The sequence below is a fragment of the Mucilaginibacter sp. genome, assembly GCF_028288205.1.
In the GTDB taxonomy this organism is placed as follows: domain Bacteria; phylum Bacteroidota; class Bacteroidia; order Sphingobacteriales; family Sphingobacteriaceae; genus Mucilaginibacter.
This window is the reverse complement of the sequence record NZ_JAQBOD010000042.1, coordinates 56261-71494: the sequence shown is the minus strand read 5'-3', so window position 1 is coordinate 71494 and position 15234 is coordinate 56261. Positions and strand designations below refer to the sequence as shown.

Here is a 15234-nt window from a genome sequence, read left to right as displayed (position 1 = left end):
AAAGAGGGTGCCGGGATTCCGGCTTAAAAGAAACAACCCTCTTTCCGCCGAAGGCGAAGAGAGGGTCGCGCACGAAGTGCCGTGGGGTGAGTCAACGGCGCGCGTTCTAATGCAACAAAAAAAGGCGATGGATTTGAATCCATCACCTTCCAATCTAACTTAAACTATTCTCTTTTAATATATAAAGCTACCATCGCCACGGCGCATCATTTGCTGGCCATTACGTGTTGGTGTACCGCTCCATTTTTGCAGGTTAAGGCGCAGGCCCACCATAAAGTAACGGCTCAATGAATTAGACAAGGTATTGGTTACCCCGGTAGAGGTTACTGTTTGCTGTATGTAATTGTTTTGGTGCAGCAAATCATAAACATTAAATGTTAGTACCAGGTTTCGTCTGGCAAAAAATTCTTTTTCAAAACCGGCATTTAAAATTAATGGATTAGTATTGGCACCGCTAATACCGGTTATATATTTCTTGGTAGCATCATAGTTGATCTGCCAGGTTTTAAAGAAATACATCTTGCTGGTAAGGCCTAACGAGGTTGTTTGTAATTGCGTTGAATTTGCATTAAACAATGTTGTAAATGTTCTTGAAATATCATATCCAACGAATGGATTGATCTCGAAGCTTTCACTTGGGTTTATACGCGGACCAAAACGCTCATCCAATCTCCAGGTTGTTTGATGGTATAGTTGATTATTACTCATTGCCGGCGAGTAATTATAAGTTATATTTCCATTTAACGACAGGTTATACCTGCGGTCGTCCAGTTGTTTGGCAATGGTGTATCTGCCAACCAGTGTTTGGGCGCCATCTAAATTAAGATAATGTGTTTCTGATATGTTTTTAAATGTGTTTTTAGTAGGATCCAAAGCATTTACCGTAAGCGGCACCCGTATTTGCAGCGTATTTTGAACTATTGAATTATCAATACTGCTTGCCGTTACCCCTAACGAAACATTAAATTTAGAGTTTGCCAAATAATTATTGTATTGGGCGGTAAGTGTGTTGGTAAATGAGGGACTAAGGTTAGGGTTACCAACCACAATATTATCAGGGTTTGATCTGTCTGTAAATGGTTGTATTTGCGTAAAATCAGGCTCCTGGTTACGCCCGGTATAGTTTAAGGTAAACCGTTCTGTACGAGACCAGCTATAGGCAAAACGGAAAGCCGGTATTACCCTGAAATCATAACGTGATGTAGACGCATTTGCACCCACTGTATTGTCAAACTTAGTGCCCTTTAACAGAAACGGTACAGCGGCAGCTCCAATTGATAAGTTAACTTTGGCTCCATTGTAACGATAATCTAAAGTTGCGCGTGTATCGGTAATATCATAATTATATATAGTGCTATACTTTGAAACGGGCACTATTTGTCCGTTTGCCAATACGGTATCCTGCAGGGATACCGTATTGTTATTTCTCTGACTCAAATTTCCGGCAAACTCTAATTGAGAGTGGGCACTCAGTGGTTCAACATAGGTCAATGTAGCTGTATAGGTTGTTGTCGCATTGGTTCTGTGAGTTAATAAATGTACCAATGAGTCTCTTATTAAAACGTTTTGAGTTGTATCGGCATAATAGTGGTATGCGGTATTTTGTTCGCCATCGGCCTTGGCGTTAGCGTGGGTAATGCCTACCTGTAAAGAAATGTTTCTACGCGGTTTTTTAAATACGTGCAGGTAAAAAGCGGTAAGGCCAAAATTGCTGCTTGAGTTTAAAGTAGAGTTAATACCGTTATTTACTACGTGCTCAAAACCTGTAGTATAATGATTGATATTATCACTATAGGTATTGCTTGAGGTTGGCGAATTGCTATAGCTAAAAGTTGGTGTTATTTGCAAGTAATTGGCGCTATCCAGGTTGATATCCATTTCAAACCTAACATTGTGCGATTTTGTGTCTGTTTCTCTTGTACTCTTGTTAACAAAATTGCTCGGGCCAAAGCTGGTATATCTTTGTCCGTAACTATCGCTTAAAGCGTTATTATTATTAAACATATAGGTATAACTGCCCACCGCCTGTACACTTTTGCTCCATTGGTCGCGGTAGTTAAATGATGGCGATCCGGAACGGGTTGTACCACCACTGCCGCCAGTGCCACCACCTCCACCACCACCGGTGGCATTTGTACCAACACCTGTGCCGCCGCCACCGCTATTGGTTGCGCCGCCCTGCAGGCCGGTAGAGGCAACACCAAGCACGGTGTTGCGTAAGTTGCCAATTATACCTAATTGCTGGTTAGCGTTTATGCGTTGAACAAAAAGCTGAGCGTTATACCTGTCGGCGCTTCCATATTGCCCTATTAAACGTCCGGTAGTACCTACAGACCTGTCTGCACGGGTAGTAATATTCAATATCTTTTGCGGGTCGCCATCTTTAACACCGGTCCTTGCGGCCTGGTCGCCATAATCGTCAACAACCTGTACTTTTTCAACAATGTCTGCAGGTAAATTTTGAATGGCCTGGGCAACGTCCCCGCCTGCATAGTCTTTACCATTTAACTTAGCTTTTACTACCTGTTGGCCCTGATGGGTTAATGTTCCATCAGTTCCAACTTCCATGCCCTCCATTTTTTTCAGCAATTCATCTAAGGTTGCATTAGCACGCACTTTATAATCACTGGCACGGTATTCAACCGTGTCTACTTTATAAGTTATACTAGGGGTACCATTAATTTTTACTTCATTAAGCTCATTGCTTTTGGTTTTAAGCGTAATAGGGTCTAAGACTATCCTTTTGGTAATATCGCTGTTTAAGTATTTTTTAATAAAAGAAACCGAGCCAATGCTTTCAACGGTAATATTAAAAGTGGCCAGTTTTACATTTTTTATTATGAATATGCCATCATCATTAGTTGAGGTTCTTATGGTATCCAGTTTTGATTTAAGCGTAACTAAAGCACCAATTAATGTTTGCCCGCTTTCGTCTTTAACAACACCGCTTACCTCGCGTGAGGTTAACGGAGGGGGCAACGCGGCCGGTGAAGCCGCGCGCGTTTGCATCTGGGCAAAAAGCCTGCCCGATAATAATATCAAAACGGCTACGGTAAGTAATCTTTTCATGTTGTAAGTTTATAATCGTATAGAGAGAGGGGGTATTATTTTTTTGCTAAAGTATATTTCCCCCAAAAATCGCTGGGGCTTGTCATTTCCTGGAAAGTGCTGGCACCGCCGCCACGTGGGCCACCACCACCACCACCCGGACCGCCAAACATTACAACGCGTTGGCCATCGCCACCGCCGCCGCCGTTGCCACCTTCGGACATAGCCTGCATCATCGCAGCGGGTATTACAATGCCGTTAACTTTTACGTTATAGTTCAATTCCTGTCCGTCAGATTTTAAGTTAAGCAGTTTAATGGGTATGGCCATTTCATATGTAAAATTCCCCATGGCGTTATAACCAATAGCGGCTTTAATACCATACTCGTTATATATAGAAACAAGCGAATCGGTTATGTCTTTAAAGCCGGCAACTTTTATTTCTTTGGCGGCCGCAATAGTACGCTCATGTGCCGCTTTTATCATTGCCGAATCCACGGTTTGCCCGCCCGGGCCACCTGGACCGCCGGTAACTACTACATCAGTAACAGCTACCGAACGACCACCACCACCGGGGCCGCCTACACCCGGGCCTCGCATGGTTCTTGTTGGCCTTTGTATAACCGGATAGGTAAGGCTAAATGCATCTTTTTCTTTTTTCTTTCCGTCGGTGTTTATAGTAAGGGTTATGCCACCAGCTGTAACTTTGTTATTGTTAACCGCATCGGTTGATTTTATGGCCAGGTAAATATTTTTATCATCATTTGATATGGTATAATATAACTTGGTGGCTTTATTATAAGCCTGAAAAGAATCGCCCCACTCTTTAAGCACCCCATCAATTTTTATTGGCGAAGGTGCCCATAGATTAGCAGCCTGCACTTCTTTTAACTTTTTAGTTTCTTGTGCAAACACAGTTAAGCAAGAAAGCAGGAATAAACTTGTTAAAGAGATTAGCTTTTTCATTTTTTTATTGATTAGGTTTAAAAGAAGCATCAGCCTAAAAGCTAACACCATACAATTATAATAACGGATTATTAATGCCGAAAATAAAGTATACCATTAAGTTGATTGTTGCGACCACTTTACGTATTGAAGCGACAAGGCTTTATGGTAAACTAAAAAATTAGTAATTAATTGGAGAGATAGATTGAAAGGTCTACCGTAAATGAATGATTTTCATTCAGTATGGTCAGCTCATGTTTATCCGGGTGCAAAATAGCCAGTCTTCTTTTTACATTGGCTATACCTATTCCCGAGCTGTTGTCTTTTGATACATCCAGGGCACTAACCCCATTAACTACTATAAATCGCATTAAATGGGTTTCTTCATCTATGGATATTGATATGGCGATAACGGGGTCGGCAACCATGCCTGTACCGTGTTTAAAGGCGTTTTCAACAAAGGGGATCAACAGCATTGGCTCTATGGTATACAGATCCGGATCGCCCTTTACGTCGATGTTTACCTTCATGTTGTTGCCAAATCGCAGCATTTGCAGGTTTATATAGCTTCTCAGGTATTCAATTTCTTTACTTAGAAACACCCGGTGATCATCACTTTCATACAGCATATAGCGCATTAGTTGCGATAGGTTTACAATAGCCGGTTCCAGGTCATCAGACTTTTTGCGGGCCAATGCTACCAGGTTATTCAGAATATTGAACATAAAATGCGGGCTTATCTGCGACCGCAAAAAGGTTAATTCTGATTTTAAATGACTGGTTTCCTGTTCTTTTAATAATTGCAGGCGCCTGCGGTTATCTAATATCACACGGTAACATACACTGCATAAAATGGCAACCAGTGGCGATAAAAGCGGGAAGAAATCTGGTGGTCCCCCAAAACGGCGCACACGGATGTTGGGCGATTTTGGAAAATGCGGAGAGAGCGGGCCGCCTTGTGTGCGCAGCATAATAAAGCGCGCGTTGTGAGGCTCTGATCGCAAAAAATACCAGCATAACCAGTATAAACCAAGCAATGCAGCAAGCGCCAGCACATACCAAATTACTTTTTTATTAATTAACGGGTATATTAAATAGGTGTGCAGGTAAAAAACACACAACAATAAAAAATTAGAGGTCATGATATTAAGCACCCACCGGCGGTGAGCGCCTTCCGGCAAAAAATTATTATTACTATCGGTACTTGCTAAAAATGGCAAGATTAATACCAGGAACCATATTACAAAAGGCATGGAGAACAGGAACCAACGATTATTGATCAGTTTTTTCATAGCACAAATAAAATAAGAAATTAGGAGACTGTAACAACTATGAGACAAAAGCCTGTATTGTTGCGACGAAATGCTGTTAACCTGCTTGCTGTTTTATAATAATATCTTAGTATTATTGCATTAACCAACATTATGAACTGCATAATAATAGACGATGAGCCGCTTGCACTGGAGTTGCTTGAGGATAATATCCGCATGGTGGATAGCTTGAACCTGGTGGCCAGCTGTCGGTCGGCTACTCAGGCTATGCAAGCTATGCAGGAGCAACAGGTGGATCTTATTTTTTGCGATATACAAATGCCCGGCATAAATGGCTTGCAGTTTGTAAAGAGCCTGGCACAAAAACCACTAATAATTTTTGTTACCGCTTACGACCAGTTTGCACTGGATGGTTTTGAACTGGACGTGGTTGACTATCTGCTTAAACCGGTAGCATTAGAACGTTTTTTAAAGGCTTGCAATAAAGCCACAACAATATTCGAACAATCTAAACGGGCTGCCGAAGCTGATCCCGCGAAGCGGAAGAAATACATTTTTTTATATGCCGATTATAACCTAATCAAAGTAAACCACGATGATATAACTTATATTGAAGGGTTGAAAGATTATGTAAAAATTTATCTGGCCAGTGTACCAAAGGCTATCATATCCAGGGTTACCATTAAATCATTAGAAAGCCAGCTACCGGTTGATGAGTTTTTCAGGGTGCATAAATCATACATTGTTAACCTGGAGCATGTGCACTCCATTCGCAAGGGAAGAATAAAAATTGCCGGTGTAGAAATACCTTTCAGCGACAGCTACAAAGATGTAATTACCCGCATGACAGGTAAGCTAACCTAAGCAACTAACTGATATTCAACCATATTTACCAGCGAATTAACATCAAAGGGTTTGTGCAACACATCATTTGGCGCGCCTTGCTGATGCATTGATAATTTTATATCCTCATTGCCCGAACACATTATCACGGGCAGGTTGCTGGTGTCTTTATTCAGCTTTATCTCTTTACAGATATCGCGTCCGTCCGCTCCGGGCAGCATCATATCTAATATGATCAGATCAGGATGGTCGGTTTTTATATGATCCAATATTTCATCGCCATTGTAAAGTGCAATAACATCATATCCTTTATTCATCAATATGTATGTCATTATTTCCACCACAAGCTCATTATCATCCACAATTAATATTTTCTTCGACATGGTGTTATATTTTGCTTGGTTATATTACAAAGCCCGTGCCATATTAACAATAAGTTAAAAAATTTTACACAACAAAAAAGCGATGCGACTTTTCACCCGCACCGCTCATCGCAAAAACTAAATCTAATATTATATATGAATAAACAATTCCTCTGTAGGCCTGCGCACTTTGATGGCATTGCTAAAAATATCATCATCGGCCCTAAAACCAATAGGAGCTATTACAGAAGAGGCTAATCCTAATTCTTTTAAACCTAATATTTCGTCAAACTTGCCGGCGGCAAAACCTTCCATAGGGCAGGCATCAATACCTAATTCGGCAGCTGCGCTAAGTAAAACACCTAAAGCGATGTAGCTTTGCTTATGGTTCCATACAATTTTCTGGTCCTCGGCCATACGGTCTATATTGCCTTTAATGTTTTGCTCAAAAACTTCAAGGTTTGCACGATCGATACCTCGCGTGGCAGCAATACGGTCTATATAGTTAGCTACATAAGCTTCATCCAGGTTGGTTTCGGCAGCGAAAACAATTACCGCCGATGCGTCTGTCAGTTGCGGCTGGCCATGAGCGGCCTCACGTAATTGCGCCCTTATCTCCGGATCTGTAACAACCAATATTTTATACGGCTGCAATCCTGCTGATGACGGTGAAAGCCTTACTGCAGCTAATAATGTATCTAATTGTTCGGCACTTAGTTTTTTAGTGCTGTCGAATTTTTTGGTGGCATAGCGCCAGTTAAGTTGTTTTAAAAGTGACATGATGTTGTTCCGAATAAAATTTGAAACAAAATTACATGTTGCAACATTTAATTACGTCATCCCGGAGTAATTATAATAATCCCTGGTCTTTTAATGCTTGCCTGCGTTCTTTTTCCTGCTTTTTTATCTCCCGTTTTTCCTGGCGTATTTGTTTTTTGGTTTTGCCCGCGGTATCAATAGCATTTATTCTTTGCTGCTCCTCATCCTTTAAACGCTGCTCTGTTTTTTTTGCCAGGGTATCCTTCTTCCCAAAAAGTCTTTGAAAGAATGTAGGCTTCTTCACCGGTTGTGGCTCCTCTATAATTGGCAATTGGAGTCCAAGATCATCATCAACGGGCGCATTCAGCATTTTATTGGCCGCTGCCGAATCAACCGGAGCAACATTTCTGCGCATACTCTCTTTTAAGCGTACCGTATAAAAACCGTACGAACTGCTGTCTGCCTGTGTAAATCCCTTACCCGTCATCATCCGCCCCAGCGAATTAAAATAATTTTCCAGTCCCGGCCTTAAGCTACCATCCGGCAGGAAAGCATATAAACCTGCTTTGGGCCGGGGTACAATGCTGGCTAAAAATATACTCTCGCCCAACGTCAACTCGCTTGGCGACTTACCAAAATAATAATGCGCCGCCTCGCTAATGCCATAAACGCCAGGGCCCCATTCAATAATGTTAAAGTATACTTCCAGTATGCGGTCCTTGGTCATGATGTTATTGTTTTCAAGCATCCATACTATCAGTATCTCCTCAATTTTGCGCGCCAGCGTTTTCTGCCTGGTTAAAAACGAATTTTTAACCAGTTGCATAGATATTGTACTACCGCCCCGCTTAAATTTATGGTCCTTAATATCGGTGATGATAGATTGCCGTATGGCCTTCTCTACAAACCCGTGGTTCTTGTAAAACGTAGGGTCCTCGGCAGTCATAACCGCGTTGCGCAGGTAGGGCGACATCTCTTCCAGCGGCGTATACTCCGGGTTTTCGGGCCCTATAGCATGCGGTTTCACGGGCTTATCATTTTCATAAGGGGTATAAACAAACGGTTTGTTTAGCTTGCCCAGATCGGTTTTACCGTATTTTATAATGCGGAACGCCGCGTCTTTATCCATCCTTGAATCAAACTGCAGGCTATCCGGCTTGCTCATATCCAGGTAAAAGTTTAAGCCGTAGTTTAGCTTGCCGGCAACTTGTATACCGTCTAAGGTCTCGAACATCCCCACAGGGAACGAGTCAAAAATATCCTGTGCGTTTTGCCAGCCGGTGGTTAGCTTCAACTCATAAATTTTAACCGGACTAAGCGTATATTTTATAAACGGGTGCGCGCTCAGCTTCTTTAAATGAATAACCGACGAGCTATCCAGCGACACATAATTGGTACCCACAAAAACATTGGCTTCTATCGATCCATCCTGAACCACAATATCATTAGCCGCCAACCCCGGCTGATTCACCAGCAGGTTATGCGCGCTGCAATAGGTAGCAATCTGCGTTTCGCCATTGCTGTGTTTAACGTTGTTGAGGCGTATGGTTAGGTTATCAAAATTAACACGGGCCTTAAAGTGCCGCTCAATAAAAGGAATTTCAACCTTGCCTTTATCGGCATAAAGCTTAACGTCAATCTCCTTATCGCTGGGGTGCATGGTGCCGGCAAAATGCCAGGTAGCCACAGTATCATTAACTTTTATGGTTGACGTAAGGTCGCCATCATCAATCTTGGCGGTGGTAGTAAGCAGCTTAACCCGCGTACTATCATTGGTAAACGACACCAGGAAATTATCCACCCCCAAATTATCGGGTATCTTATATAGTACCTCTTTTATCAGGTTGTTGCTCAGCTCGCTCAGGTCGACTTTAGTATGTGTGGCGGTCGAATCTTTTTTCTTCTTAAATAAAAAATCGAAGTTCTTAACCCCTTTAATATCCGTCAGGTTCAGGTGTGCGTTTTGCATCTCCACATCGGCCAGTTTGATGTTGCCGAAAATAAGGGGCCATATTTTAATGCTCACCTCAAAATGCTTAATGCTTAGCAGGCTGTCGCGCTGCTGGGGCACAATAGTAATATTTTGGCAGCTAACCGTAGTGATCCCCGTAAAATGTGCCGACTCAATTTGCAAATCCAAATGGTAAAGACTCATGGCCTTAGCCTTGGCTTTGGCAATTTCGCTCTGTAAAATAGCCTCGCGTTTGGTATAGATAAGGTACCCGCCAATAAGCAGCATAACAAACAATATAGCAACAACAACACCCGCAATGCGTACGTACTTAGGGTTGAGGCGACTTAACAAGTTATTCGTTTTCATAAATGATAAATAAGGCCTCCATAATACTAATGGCCCACGCAATAAGCTTTAAGCTTCGGTCCTTCGGCTTTCTGCTCACTCAGCTTGTGGAAAATTAATAACCACGCAATTCGCTTTCAGCTTTAGTCTTTCAGCTTTCCGCTTCGACAGCAAAACTAAACTAAATTGTATGGTTACAAACGTTAGGATAGGTAAAATGTTTCTTACGGATGTGTAAATGGGTGATCAATGCTCACTGCTAAGCATGGCGGTTAGCCGCTCGGTGACGCTCTTGGCCGCTAAGGCCCATTACTTTTTCCTTGATGAAAAAGTAACAAAAAATCAAGTCAGCAAAGAGGCTTCTTTGCCGCACAAGGCCTTTGCCCTGCAAATCAGGAAAAACCTCGGGCTGCATAATTTTGCTCCAGGTCGCGCATGAGCCATTCCCCGGGCAAAAAGACGCTATGCCCCTCCCTATGCGCATTGGCCACCAGTTTTTCCTGCTTTCGCCCGAAGCTTATTTGCTGACGCTTTGTTCAACAGGACCTACATTTTTCATATTAATTTAATAAACAATAAAAAGAAGCGTTGGCCTGTCAGGGCGCGCGGCCGGGAGTCTGGCCTGTGTAGTGGCAGCGATCGTCCTGACTTGATTTTTTGGTTACTTTTGTATCAAGAGGAGACTATATACCTGTTAGACCATGAGTAGAATTAAGGCCGTTATTTTCTCACTATTCCAAAAATTGTATAGGGGAAACTTGAGTAAGTTGGATTTATCCAAAGAAAAACCTGCCATAACAAAAGAAGAAAGGCAGCAATACCTGCGATCAAGGTTGCCCAAAACAATTTGTCCCGATACTTCTTTGCATCAATTTCCATTTGGGAAATTCTAAAGACCTCTTCATTTTGAAGTGTTTGTTGCCGTTCATATCCTATAAATATATACCCCTCAAAAGTGACTGCATATTTTTCAAAATTTGCCCCTTGCGGTACTGCTATATAAACATAGTTGTCCCGTATTAATTTTTCAATGATACGCCTTAGTATATCTCCATTAAACGTTACCCCATCTATGTCAAGCCTCGTAATCACGTGATCGAAAGAAACATGCCCCCTATCACCCTTAAAAAAATCTAAGACTTTGTCAATTTGTTGTATCGGTGTAATTTCCGTTATATCCATAAAAGAGGCTATTGGTTTAGCCCCTCAATATACAAGTAATTAGTAAGTTATGCTATCTTTGCATAGGGCAAAGCGTTTCGGACGTTCCGAATATGGGGACACGCTGACGAGGGAGTCATTAATTCGTTACCTTATCCACCGCCTACTACCGTAGCACCATCGTTCGGCTTATCTTTAGATTTTGGTTTTGGCTTTTCTTTCTTTTCGGTAGCCGCCTTACTAACACTCGCTTTAATTATTGAGTGAAATATATTAGATGCTTCTTTGGGGTTTTTCTTAAAGTTGATGCTCGTAGCATTTATTAAAAAATCTTTGTCCTCATCAGTGAAAACTATATTGTCATTCGGTATAGCTTCATAATCATTACGATACAGTAGCAATCCTATTTCAGTTCCATCAGCATATATTTTATATTGCCATCCGTTTTCTTGCTGTTCTATAAATAGAACTTTCGGGTTAAAACTTAATGGCGGATTTTCAAATCTCATTGTATTCATATTATAAAGTTACTACTTTTTCGTACATTTGTTATACAAGAAAGCCCCGATAAACACTTACGCCTAATGAGAGACCACTCATGGGATGGCTGTTTACCGAGGTTAAGAGTGTATATATTTGCACTTATCAATCTTGCGTCCGTCACGACGATCTTTAAGGGGCTCTACGCCCCTTTTTTATTTTCAGGGGTCTATAAATAAAGTGATTTGAACCCCAACCTTTCCATATTTTTCAGCCATTTTTCTACGAAGTTGCTCCATCGTTACACAAGCAGATGCCATACCTACAAGTTGCCATATATGTTCCATTAATTTTTTCAAACCATATTGTTCTGTCAACCATCTATGGTAGCTTAAATTTCCAACGGGTTTAGGTGCGTTTGTTTTTAACCATCCGTATACGTCCTTATCCAAATAACCATATACTAATTCGTTAATAAGTTTACCCCAATATTTTGGTCGACTATGAATGCTGCCGTTCCAGTTAGTCAGTCTACTAAATTGTATCCAAAGTTCGTCGGGAAATGTTTTTTCCCATACCCTCATTTCTTCCTGTAAAAAAAGTTTAAGTTTAAATTGAAGGGCATCCATCGGCCTATCGTATTGATAGCCCGTAGCCTCATCGACTAATGCAATAATCCCAACTTTAGCAGTTGCCCTAAGGAATGAATTTGCCTTAATAGCAATTTCTTTTTGTCGTTCAGTTAGTTTGATAGATGCATCTGTTGAATCCTGTAGTGCAGTAGAAAACGCTATGCAGATATCCATAAATTTTTCAACGGGGACACCAATAGCGGTTTTCCCAACCCCTTGGCCAAGCGTATCGAAGTTTATTAATGCAGGGATTGAGCCATTTTCCGCGGGTATCAATTCTTCGGGTAAATACCCTCTAATGGCACGAACATTTATATAACTTGCTAACTGTCCGCCGTCTCCCCCCGTTAGTGCTGAAACCACCCCACTTAGGCTAAAAATACGCTGTCCATCGTTCAAAACATAACATGGGATGCTATTCTCGCCAAGCATTAGTTCACCCCAATGAGTTGCTTTTTGTAGTTGATTTTCTTCGTATGTTTCAGTTAAAACAATCAGTTCCTGCTCAAAATCCGCGGCTATCAATTCTATATTTTTACTTGAAGCTAATTGCAATAATATTGTTCGCCATTTTGCAGGAACAATGCCCGTTTTAGCCCAATGAGCGATGGTGCTCTGTCCCTTTCCAATTAACTGCGATAATTCTGTCTGTCCACCGAATTTGCTTATTACTTGTTGTGCTGCATTCATATATTCAATATTTCGATATGCAATGATACGTAAAAAGTTGATATCAAAAAATAAATTATCAATTTATTTGATATAATTTTGGTTTGACACAAAATTATATTATCTTTGATAAAGCAAACGATACGACAATGAAAATATTTAAAAACATATTCGACTTTCAAGCACACTTCAATACAGAAGAAAAGTGCCGTGAAGAACTGGAATTGCAACGTTGGGGCAATACTCCGGCTTGCCCTTGCTGTGGCTCTACCAATGTCAAAAGGTTTGCTACTAACAACCGTATTTTTAAATGTAAAGAGAAAGAGTGTCGTAAGAAATTCAGCGTTACAGTTGGTACTATATATGAAAATACAAAAATCCCTTTGCAAAAATGGTTTTTAGCTACTTATATACTTGCTGTTCATAGTAAAGGAATAAGCAGTTTACAATTAGCCGCATGGTTAGGCGTTACGCAAAAAACAGCATGGCATTTAAACCACCGCATCCGTGAAATGCTGACAGTTGCTTCTCCTGAATTATTAGAGGGCATTGTCGAAATAGATGAAACCTACGTTGGTGGCTCTCAATCAAACAAACATGCAAGCAAACGTACTGTAAAAGGTGGTGCAGGTGGTAAAGCTATGGTATTAGGTGCGGTTGAAAGAGGCGGAAATGTAAAAGCAAGAGTTATAGCCAAAACCGATGCAGATAACATTATCCCTACCATAAAAGAGTTTGTTGCCGTTGATAGCATTATGGTAACAGACGAGCATAACGCATATAATAAACTTCATTTAGATTACACTCACAAACGTGTTAATCACAGAGAGAAAGAATATGTACGTTATGAAGATATTAAGGTTCACACAAACTCAATAGAGGGCTTTTGGAACATCTTAAAGAAACAAATCAATGGTATACATCATTCGGTTAGTCCAAAGCACCTACAACGCTATTGTGATGAAAGTGCGTTTCGTTACAACCACCGTAAAGCTTTACAAGATGAAAGATTTGCAGATGCTTTAGCTAATTGCGAGGGTACTTTAAAATGGAAACGATTAACAGCTAAATAATGGAGAACGAAATATACCTTAAAGAAATGGGGCAGAAAATAAGGACTGCCCGCAAAGCAAAGAAAATACCCATAGATCAAATGGCTAAGCTAAGTAAGATTGATATGTCTAACTTATCATTCTTAGAGCGTGGTATGCGAAATTGCCATATACTTAGCTTAAAGAGTATAGCGGATGTATTGGGTATGGATGTGAAAGAATTTTTATAATTGTTTAAAAGGACTATATTAAAAGCACAAATTAACGTTAGTCAATACTATTGCTTCAAAGGCAGTTTCCAGTACTTATTTTTAAGCAAAAAAGCTTCGATGTTATTATATAACATTTCATCTGTTTCTATGTACTCTAACGTATTAAAATTAATCTTAAATATTTTAACAAAAGATTTCCTTTTTTTAGTGCTATCATTAAAATCTAACTTAAAACACCAAAACAAGGAATCGGCTTTTATTTTGGGTACTTTCAAATTAGCGAATCCCGGCAGCATTTCGCCCTTATTAGGATAAATAACTACCGTTTTGTTTGCCTTCAACTCCTTTACTTCTGGTTGTGGCACTATTTCCCCATTGACTATACCAACGCAAAACGCAGAAAGCACCAAATCATATGCTGCACCAGTTCCGTAGTTGGAAATCCTATATTTTTCTACTAAAGAATCTGCATTATTGGTTTTAATTAGGGTTGGATTGGGTGTATCTGTTAAAGCAAATCTAAGCTTAGCATAGGGACGCGTTGTTGACTGCTTAGGAAGCCAATTCCCTTTAAGGTCATCTAAGCTTTTTTGTATGTCCGCTTGCTTTTCTTGTAAAGGCCCAAACTCATCATGGCTATCTTTAGGTTTTTTGTTTATAGCATCGAGTATGTCTTGCTTATCTTTACTGCTGTCGTGTACCGTTTTTATAACATCCACTATACCATATCCAACTATCAATAAAAATAAAGTAAAAAGAAACACCTTATAAATGGTTATTTTTTTATTCTTTATGAAATCTTGTCGAAATGTTAAAGCCAATATAATAGTACTAATAATTACTATCACAATTTTAGGGTTTGGGCTCATGCTATACTGGTTTGGGTTTACAATATAGACAAAGAAATGAGCGGGTTAATAATTATTATTGATTTTCCTCATGGTCTAACAGGTATATAATCTCCTATCAAGACAAAAGTAACAGCCCTTCTCGCGGCGATTGAGCGGGTGGATGATCGTGTTAAAGAATGCCGTTAGTCCCTCAGTCACGGACTGCGCCAAGCCCCAATCTTTAATCACCAATCTTTACCCTCTAACCCCTCAAACGATCCCCCTGCTCCACCACCTGATTTACCGTTAAGCTGCGGCCCTCATCGGCATTAACCTCAATTGCGCCATGATTATTAAATACATCAACGGCTTCCTGCGCTTCGCGGGTAGAGGCGGCATGCACAGTAACAATGGTGCCATCGCGGCCCAGCGAGGCGTAATGACTGGCCTCGTCCACATCGTCATACAGATGAGCAAAGAAGTTGCCTACGCGGTCCGTTTCTGCTACGCCGTTGGCGGCGGTGTGTATGTCTACGTTTTCGCTTTCAAACTCGTTGGCTAATAGGTAGTCGCTGGCCTGCTCGGCAAGGGCTGGGTCTGCAAATATTCCGATTACTGTTATCATAAATGGATAATGGATGAAAGGGGGGATTTGTTTTGATAGGTTGGAGG

Annotated in this window: 15 protein-coding genes; 4 read left to right on the top strand and 11 right to left on the bottom strand. The window is 40.8% G+C overall.

Annotated features, from left to right (window positions below):
• Window positions 1-174 precede the first annotated feature (174 nt).
• From JWR23_RS09680 to JWR23_RS09670, 3 genes are all read right to left on the bottom strand, one after another.
• Window positions 175-3069 carry an outer membrane beta-barrel protein gene (locus JWR23_RS09680; RefSeq protein WP_299515651.1) on the bottom strand — a complete coding sequence of 965 codons (2895 nt, stop codon included), beginning with the start codon at window positions 3067-3069 and terminating at the stop codon, window positions 175-177.
• 35 nt (window positions 3070-3104) lie between these two features.
• On the bottom strand, window positions 3105-4013 hold the full coding sequence (locus JWR23_RS09675) for a hypothetical protein (RefSeq protein WP_299515650.1): 909 nt from the start codon (window positions 4011-4013) through the stop codon (window positions 3105-3107).
• Window positions 4014-4180: 167 nt separating this feature from the next.
• A complete protein-coding gene (locus JWR23_RS09670; protein WP_299515649.1) occupies window positions 4181-5284 on the bottom strand; it encodes a sensor histidine kinase in 1104 nt (367 codons plus the stop codon).
• A gap of 132 nt (window positions 5285-5416) precedes the next feature.
• On the opposite strand from JWR23_RS09670, the gene JWR23_RS09665 reads away from it, so the two are divergent.
• Complete coding sequence (locus JWR23_RS09665) at window positions 5417-6127, top strand: LytTR family DNA-binding domain-containing protein (protein ID WP_299515648.1); 711 nt, start codon at window positions 5417-5419, stop codon at window positions 6125-6127.
• On the opposite strand, the gene JWR23_RS09660 is transcribed toward JWR23_RS09665, so the two are convergent.
• The 3 genes from JWR23_RS09660 to JWR23_RS09650 all read right to left on the bottom strand — a co-directional run bounded on the left by JWR23_RS09660 (window position 6124) and on the right by JWR23_RS09650 (window position 9547).
• Window positions 6124-6489 (bottom strand): response regulator, encoded by a 366-nt coding sequence (locus JWR23_RS09660; protein WP_299515646.1) that lies wholly within the window; start codon window positions 6487-6489, stop codon window positions 6124-6126. The two genes, JWR23_RS09665 and JWR23_RS09660, sit on opposite strands and share 4 nt — an antisense overlap.
• A gap of 129 nt (window positions 6490-6618) precedes the next feature.
• Window positions 6619-7248: an NAD(P)H-dependent oxidoreductase gene (locus tag JWR23_RS09655; RefSeq protein ID WP_299515644.1), complete on the bottom strand. Its 630-nt coding sequence runs from the start codon at window positions 7246-7248 to the stop codon at window positions 6619-6621.
• A 70-nt stretch (window positions 7249-7318) separates the two neighbouring features.
• Window positions 7319-9547 carry a transglycosylase domain-containing protein gene (locus tag JWR23_RS09650; protein WP_299515643.1) on the bottom strand — a complete coding sequence of 743 codons (2229 nt, stop codon included), beginning with the start codon at window positions 9545-9547 and terminating at the stop codon, window positions 7319-7321.
• Between the two features lie 244 nt (window positions 9548-9791).
• Here JWR23_RS09650 and JWR23_RS09645 point away from each other — a divergent pair, with 244 nt between their 5' ends.
• The gene (locus JWR23_RS09645; RefSeq protein WP_299515642.1) at window positions 9792-9965 is read left to right on the top strand and encodes a hypothetical protein; all 174 of its coding nucleotides are present in this window, start codon (window positions 9792-9794) and stop codon (window positions 9963-9965) included.
• A gap of 281 nt (window positions 9966-10246) precedes the next feature.
• On the opposite strand, the gene JWR23_RS09640 is transcribed toward JWR23_RS09645, so the two are convergent.
• From JWR23_RS09640 to JWR23_RS09630, 3 genes are all read right to left on the bottom strand, one after another.
• Window positions 10247-10708 (bottom strand): hypothetical protein, encoded by a 462-nt coding sequence (locus tag JWR23_RS09640; RefSeq protein ID WP_299515641.1) that lies wholly within the window; start codon window positions 10706-10708, stop codon window positions 10247-10249.
• A 131-nt stretch (window positions 10709-10839) separates the two neighbouring features.
• Window positions 10840-11196, bottom strand: coding sequence for a hypothetical protein (locus tag JWR23_RS09635; protein WP_299515640.1), 357 nt, complete (start codon window positions 11194-11196; stop codon window positions 10840-10842).
• 192 nt (window positions 11197-11388) lie between these two features.
• Complete coding sequence (locus JWR23_RS09630) at window positions 11389-12489, bottom strand: P63C domain-containing protein (RefSeq protein WP_299515639.1); 1101 nt, start codon at window positions 12487-12489, stop codon at window positions 11389-11391.
• Between the two features lie 128 nt (window positions 12490-12617).
• Between JWR23_RS09630 and JWR23_RS09625 the strand changes: the two genes are divergently transcribed.
• A complete protein-coding gene (locus JWR23_RS09625; RefSeq protein WP_299515638.1) occupies window positions 12618-13541 on the top strand; it encodes an IS1595 family transposase in 924 nt (307 codons plus the stop codon).
• Window positions 13541-13750 (top strand): helix-turn-helix transcriptional regulator, encoded by a 210-nt coding sequence (locus JWR23_RS09620; protein WP_299515637.1) that lies wholly within the window; start codon window positions 13541-13543, stop codon window positions 13748-13750. The genes JWR23_RS09625 and JWR23_RS09620 overlap by 1 nt, the downstream gene beginning before the upstream one ends.
• A gap of 47 nt (window positions 13751-13797) precedes the next feature.
• Here JWR23_RS09620 and JWR23_RS09615 read toward each other — a convergent pair whose 3' ends face one another.
• Together JWR23_RS09615 and JWR23_RS09610 are read right to left on the bottom strand one after the other, a co-directional pair.
• Window positions 13798-14601 carry a hypothetical protein gene (locus JWR23_RS09615; RefSeq protein ID WP_299515636.1) on the bottom strand — a complete coding sequence of 268 codons (804 nt, stop codon included), beginning with the start codon at window positions 14599-14601 and terminating at the stop codon, window positions 13798-13800.
• Window positions 14602-14824: 223 nt separating this feature from the next.
• The gene (locus JWR23_RS09610; RefSeq protein WP_299515634.1) at window positions 14825-15187 is read right to left on the bottom strand and encodes a hypothetical protein; all 363 of its coding nucleotides are present in this window, start codon (window positions 15185-15187) and stop codon (window positions 14825-14827) included.
• Between the last annotated feature and the right edge of the window lie 47 nt (window positions 15188-15234).

Bases quoted from the DNA above. Each gene is read 5' to 3' on its own strand.
- JWR23_RS09610 (WP_299515634.1), bottom strand. From the start codon at position 15,187: ATGATAACAGTAATCGGAATATTTGCAGACCCAGCCCTTGCCGAGCAG.
- JWR23_RS09660 (WP_299515646.1), bottom strand. From the start codon at position 6,489: ATGTCGAAGAAAATATTAATTGTGGATGATAATGAGCTTGTGGTGGAA.
- JWR23_RS09640 (WP_299515641.1), bottom strand. From the start codon at position 10,708: ATGGATATAACGGAAATTACACCGATACAACAAATTGACAAAGTCTTA.
- JWR23_RS09655 (WP_299515644.1), bottom strand. From the start codon at position 7,248: ATGTCACTTTTAAAACAACTTAACTGGCGCTATGCCACCAAAAAATTC.
- JWR23_RS09650 (WP_299515643.1), bottom strand. From the start codon at position 9,547: ATGAAAACGAATAACTTGTTAAGTCGCCTCAACCCTAAGTACGTACGC.
- JWR23_RS09645 (WP_299515642.1), top strand. From the start codon at position 9,792: ATGGCGGTTAGCCGCTCGGTGACGCTCTTGGCCGCTAAGGCCCATTAC.
- JWR23_RS09665 (WP_299515648.1), top strand. From the start codon at position 5,417: ATGAACTGCATAATAATAGACGATGAGCCGCTTGCACTGGAGTTGCTT.
- JWR23_RS09670 (WP_299515649.1), bottom strand. From the start codon at position 5,284: ATGAAAAAACTGATCAATAATCGTTGGTTCCTGTTCTCCATGCCTTTT.
- JWR23_RS09630 (WP_299515639.1), bottom strand. From the start codon at position 12,489: ATGAATGCAGCACAACAAGTAATAAGCAAATTCGGTGGACAGACAGAA.
- JWR23_RS09620 (WP_299515637.1), top strand. From the start codon at position 13,541: ATGGAGAACGAAATATACCTTAAAGAAATGGGGCAGAAAATAAGGACT.
- JWR23_RS09680 (WP_299515651.1), bottom strand. From the start codon at position 3,069: ATGAAAAGATTACTTACCGTAGCCGTTTTGATATTATTATCGGGCAGG.
- JWR23_RS09625 (WP_299515638.1), top strand. From the start codon at position 12,618: ATGAAAATATTTAAAAACATATTCGACTTTCAAGCACACTTCAATACA.
- JWR23_RS09675 (WP_299515650.1), bottom strand. From the start codon at position 4,013: ATGAAAAAGCTAATCTCTTTAACAAGTTTATTCCTGCTTTCTTGCTTA.
- JWR23_RS09615 (WP_299515636.1), bottom strand. From the start codon at position 14,601: ATGAGCCCAAACCCTAAAATTGTGATAGTAATTATTAGTACTATTATA.
- JWR23_RS09635 (WP_299515640.1), bottom strand. From the start codon at position 11,196: ATGAGATTTGAAAATCCGCCATTAAGTTTTAACCCGAAAGTTCTATTT.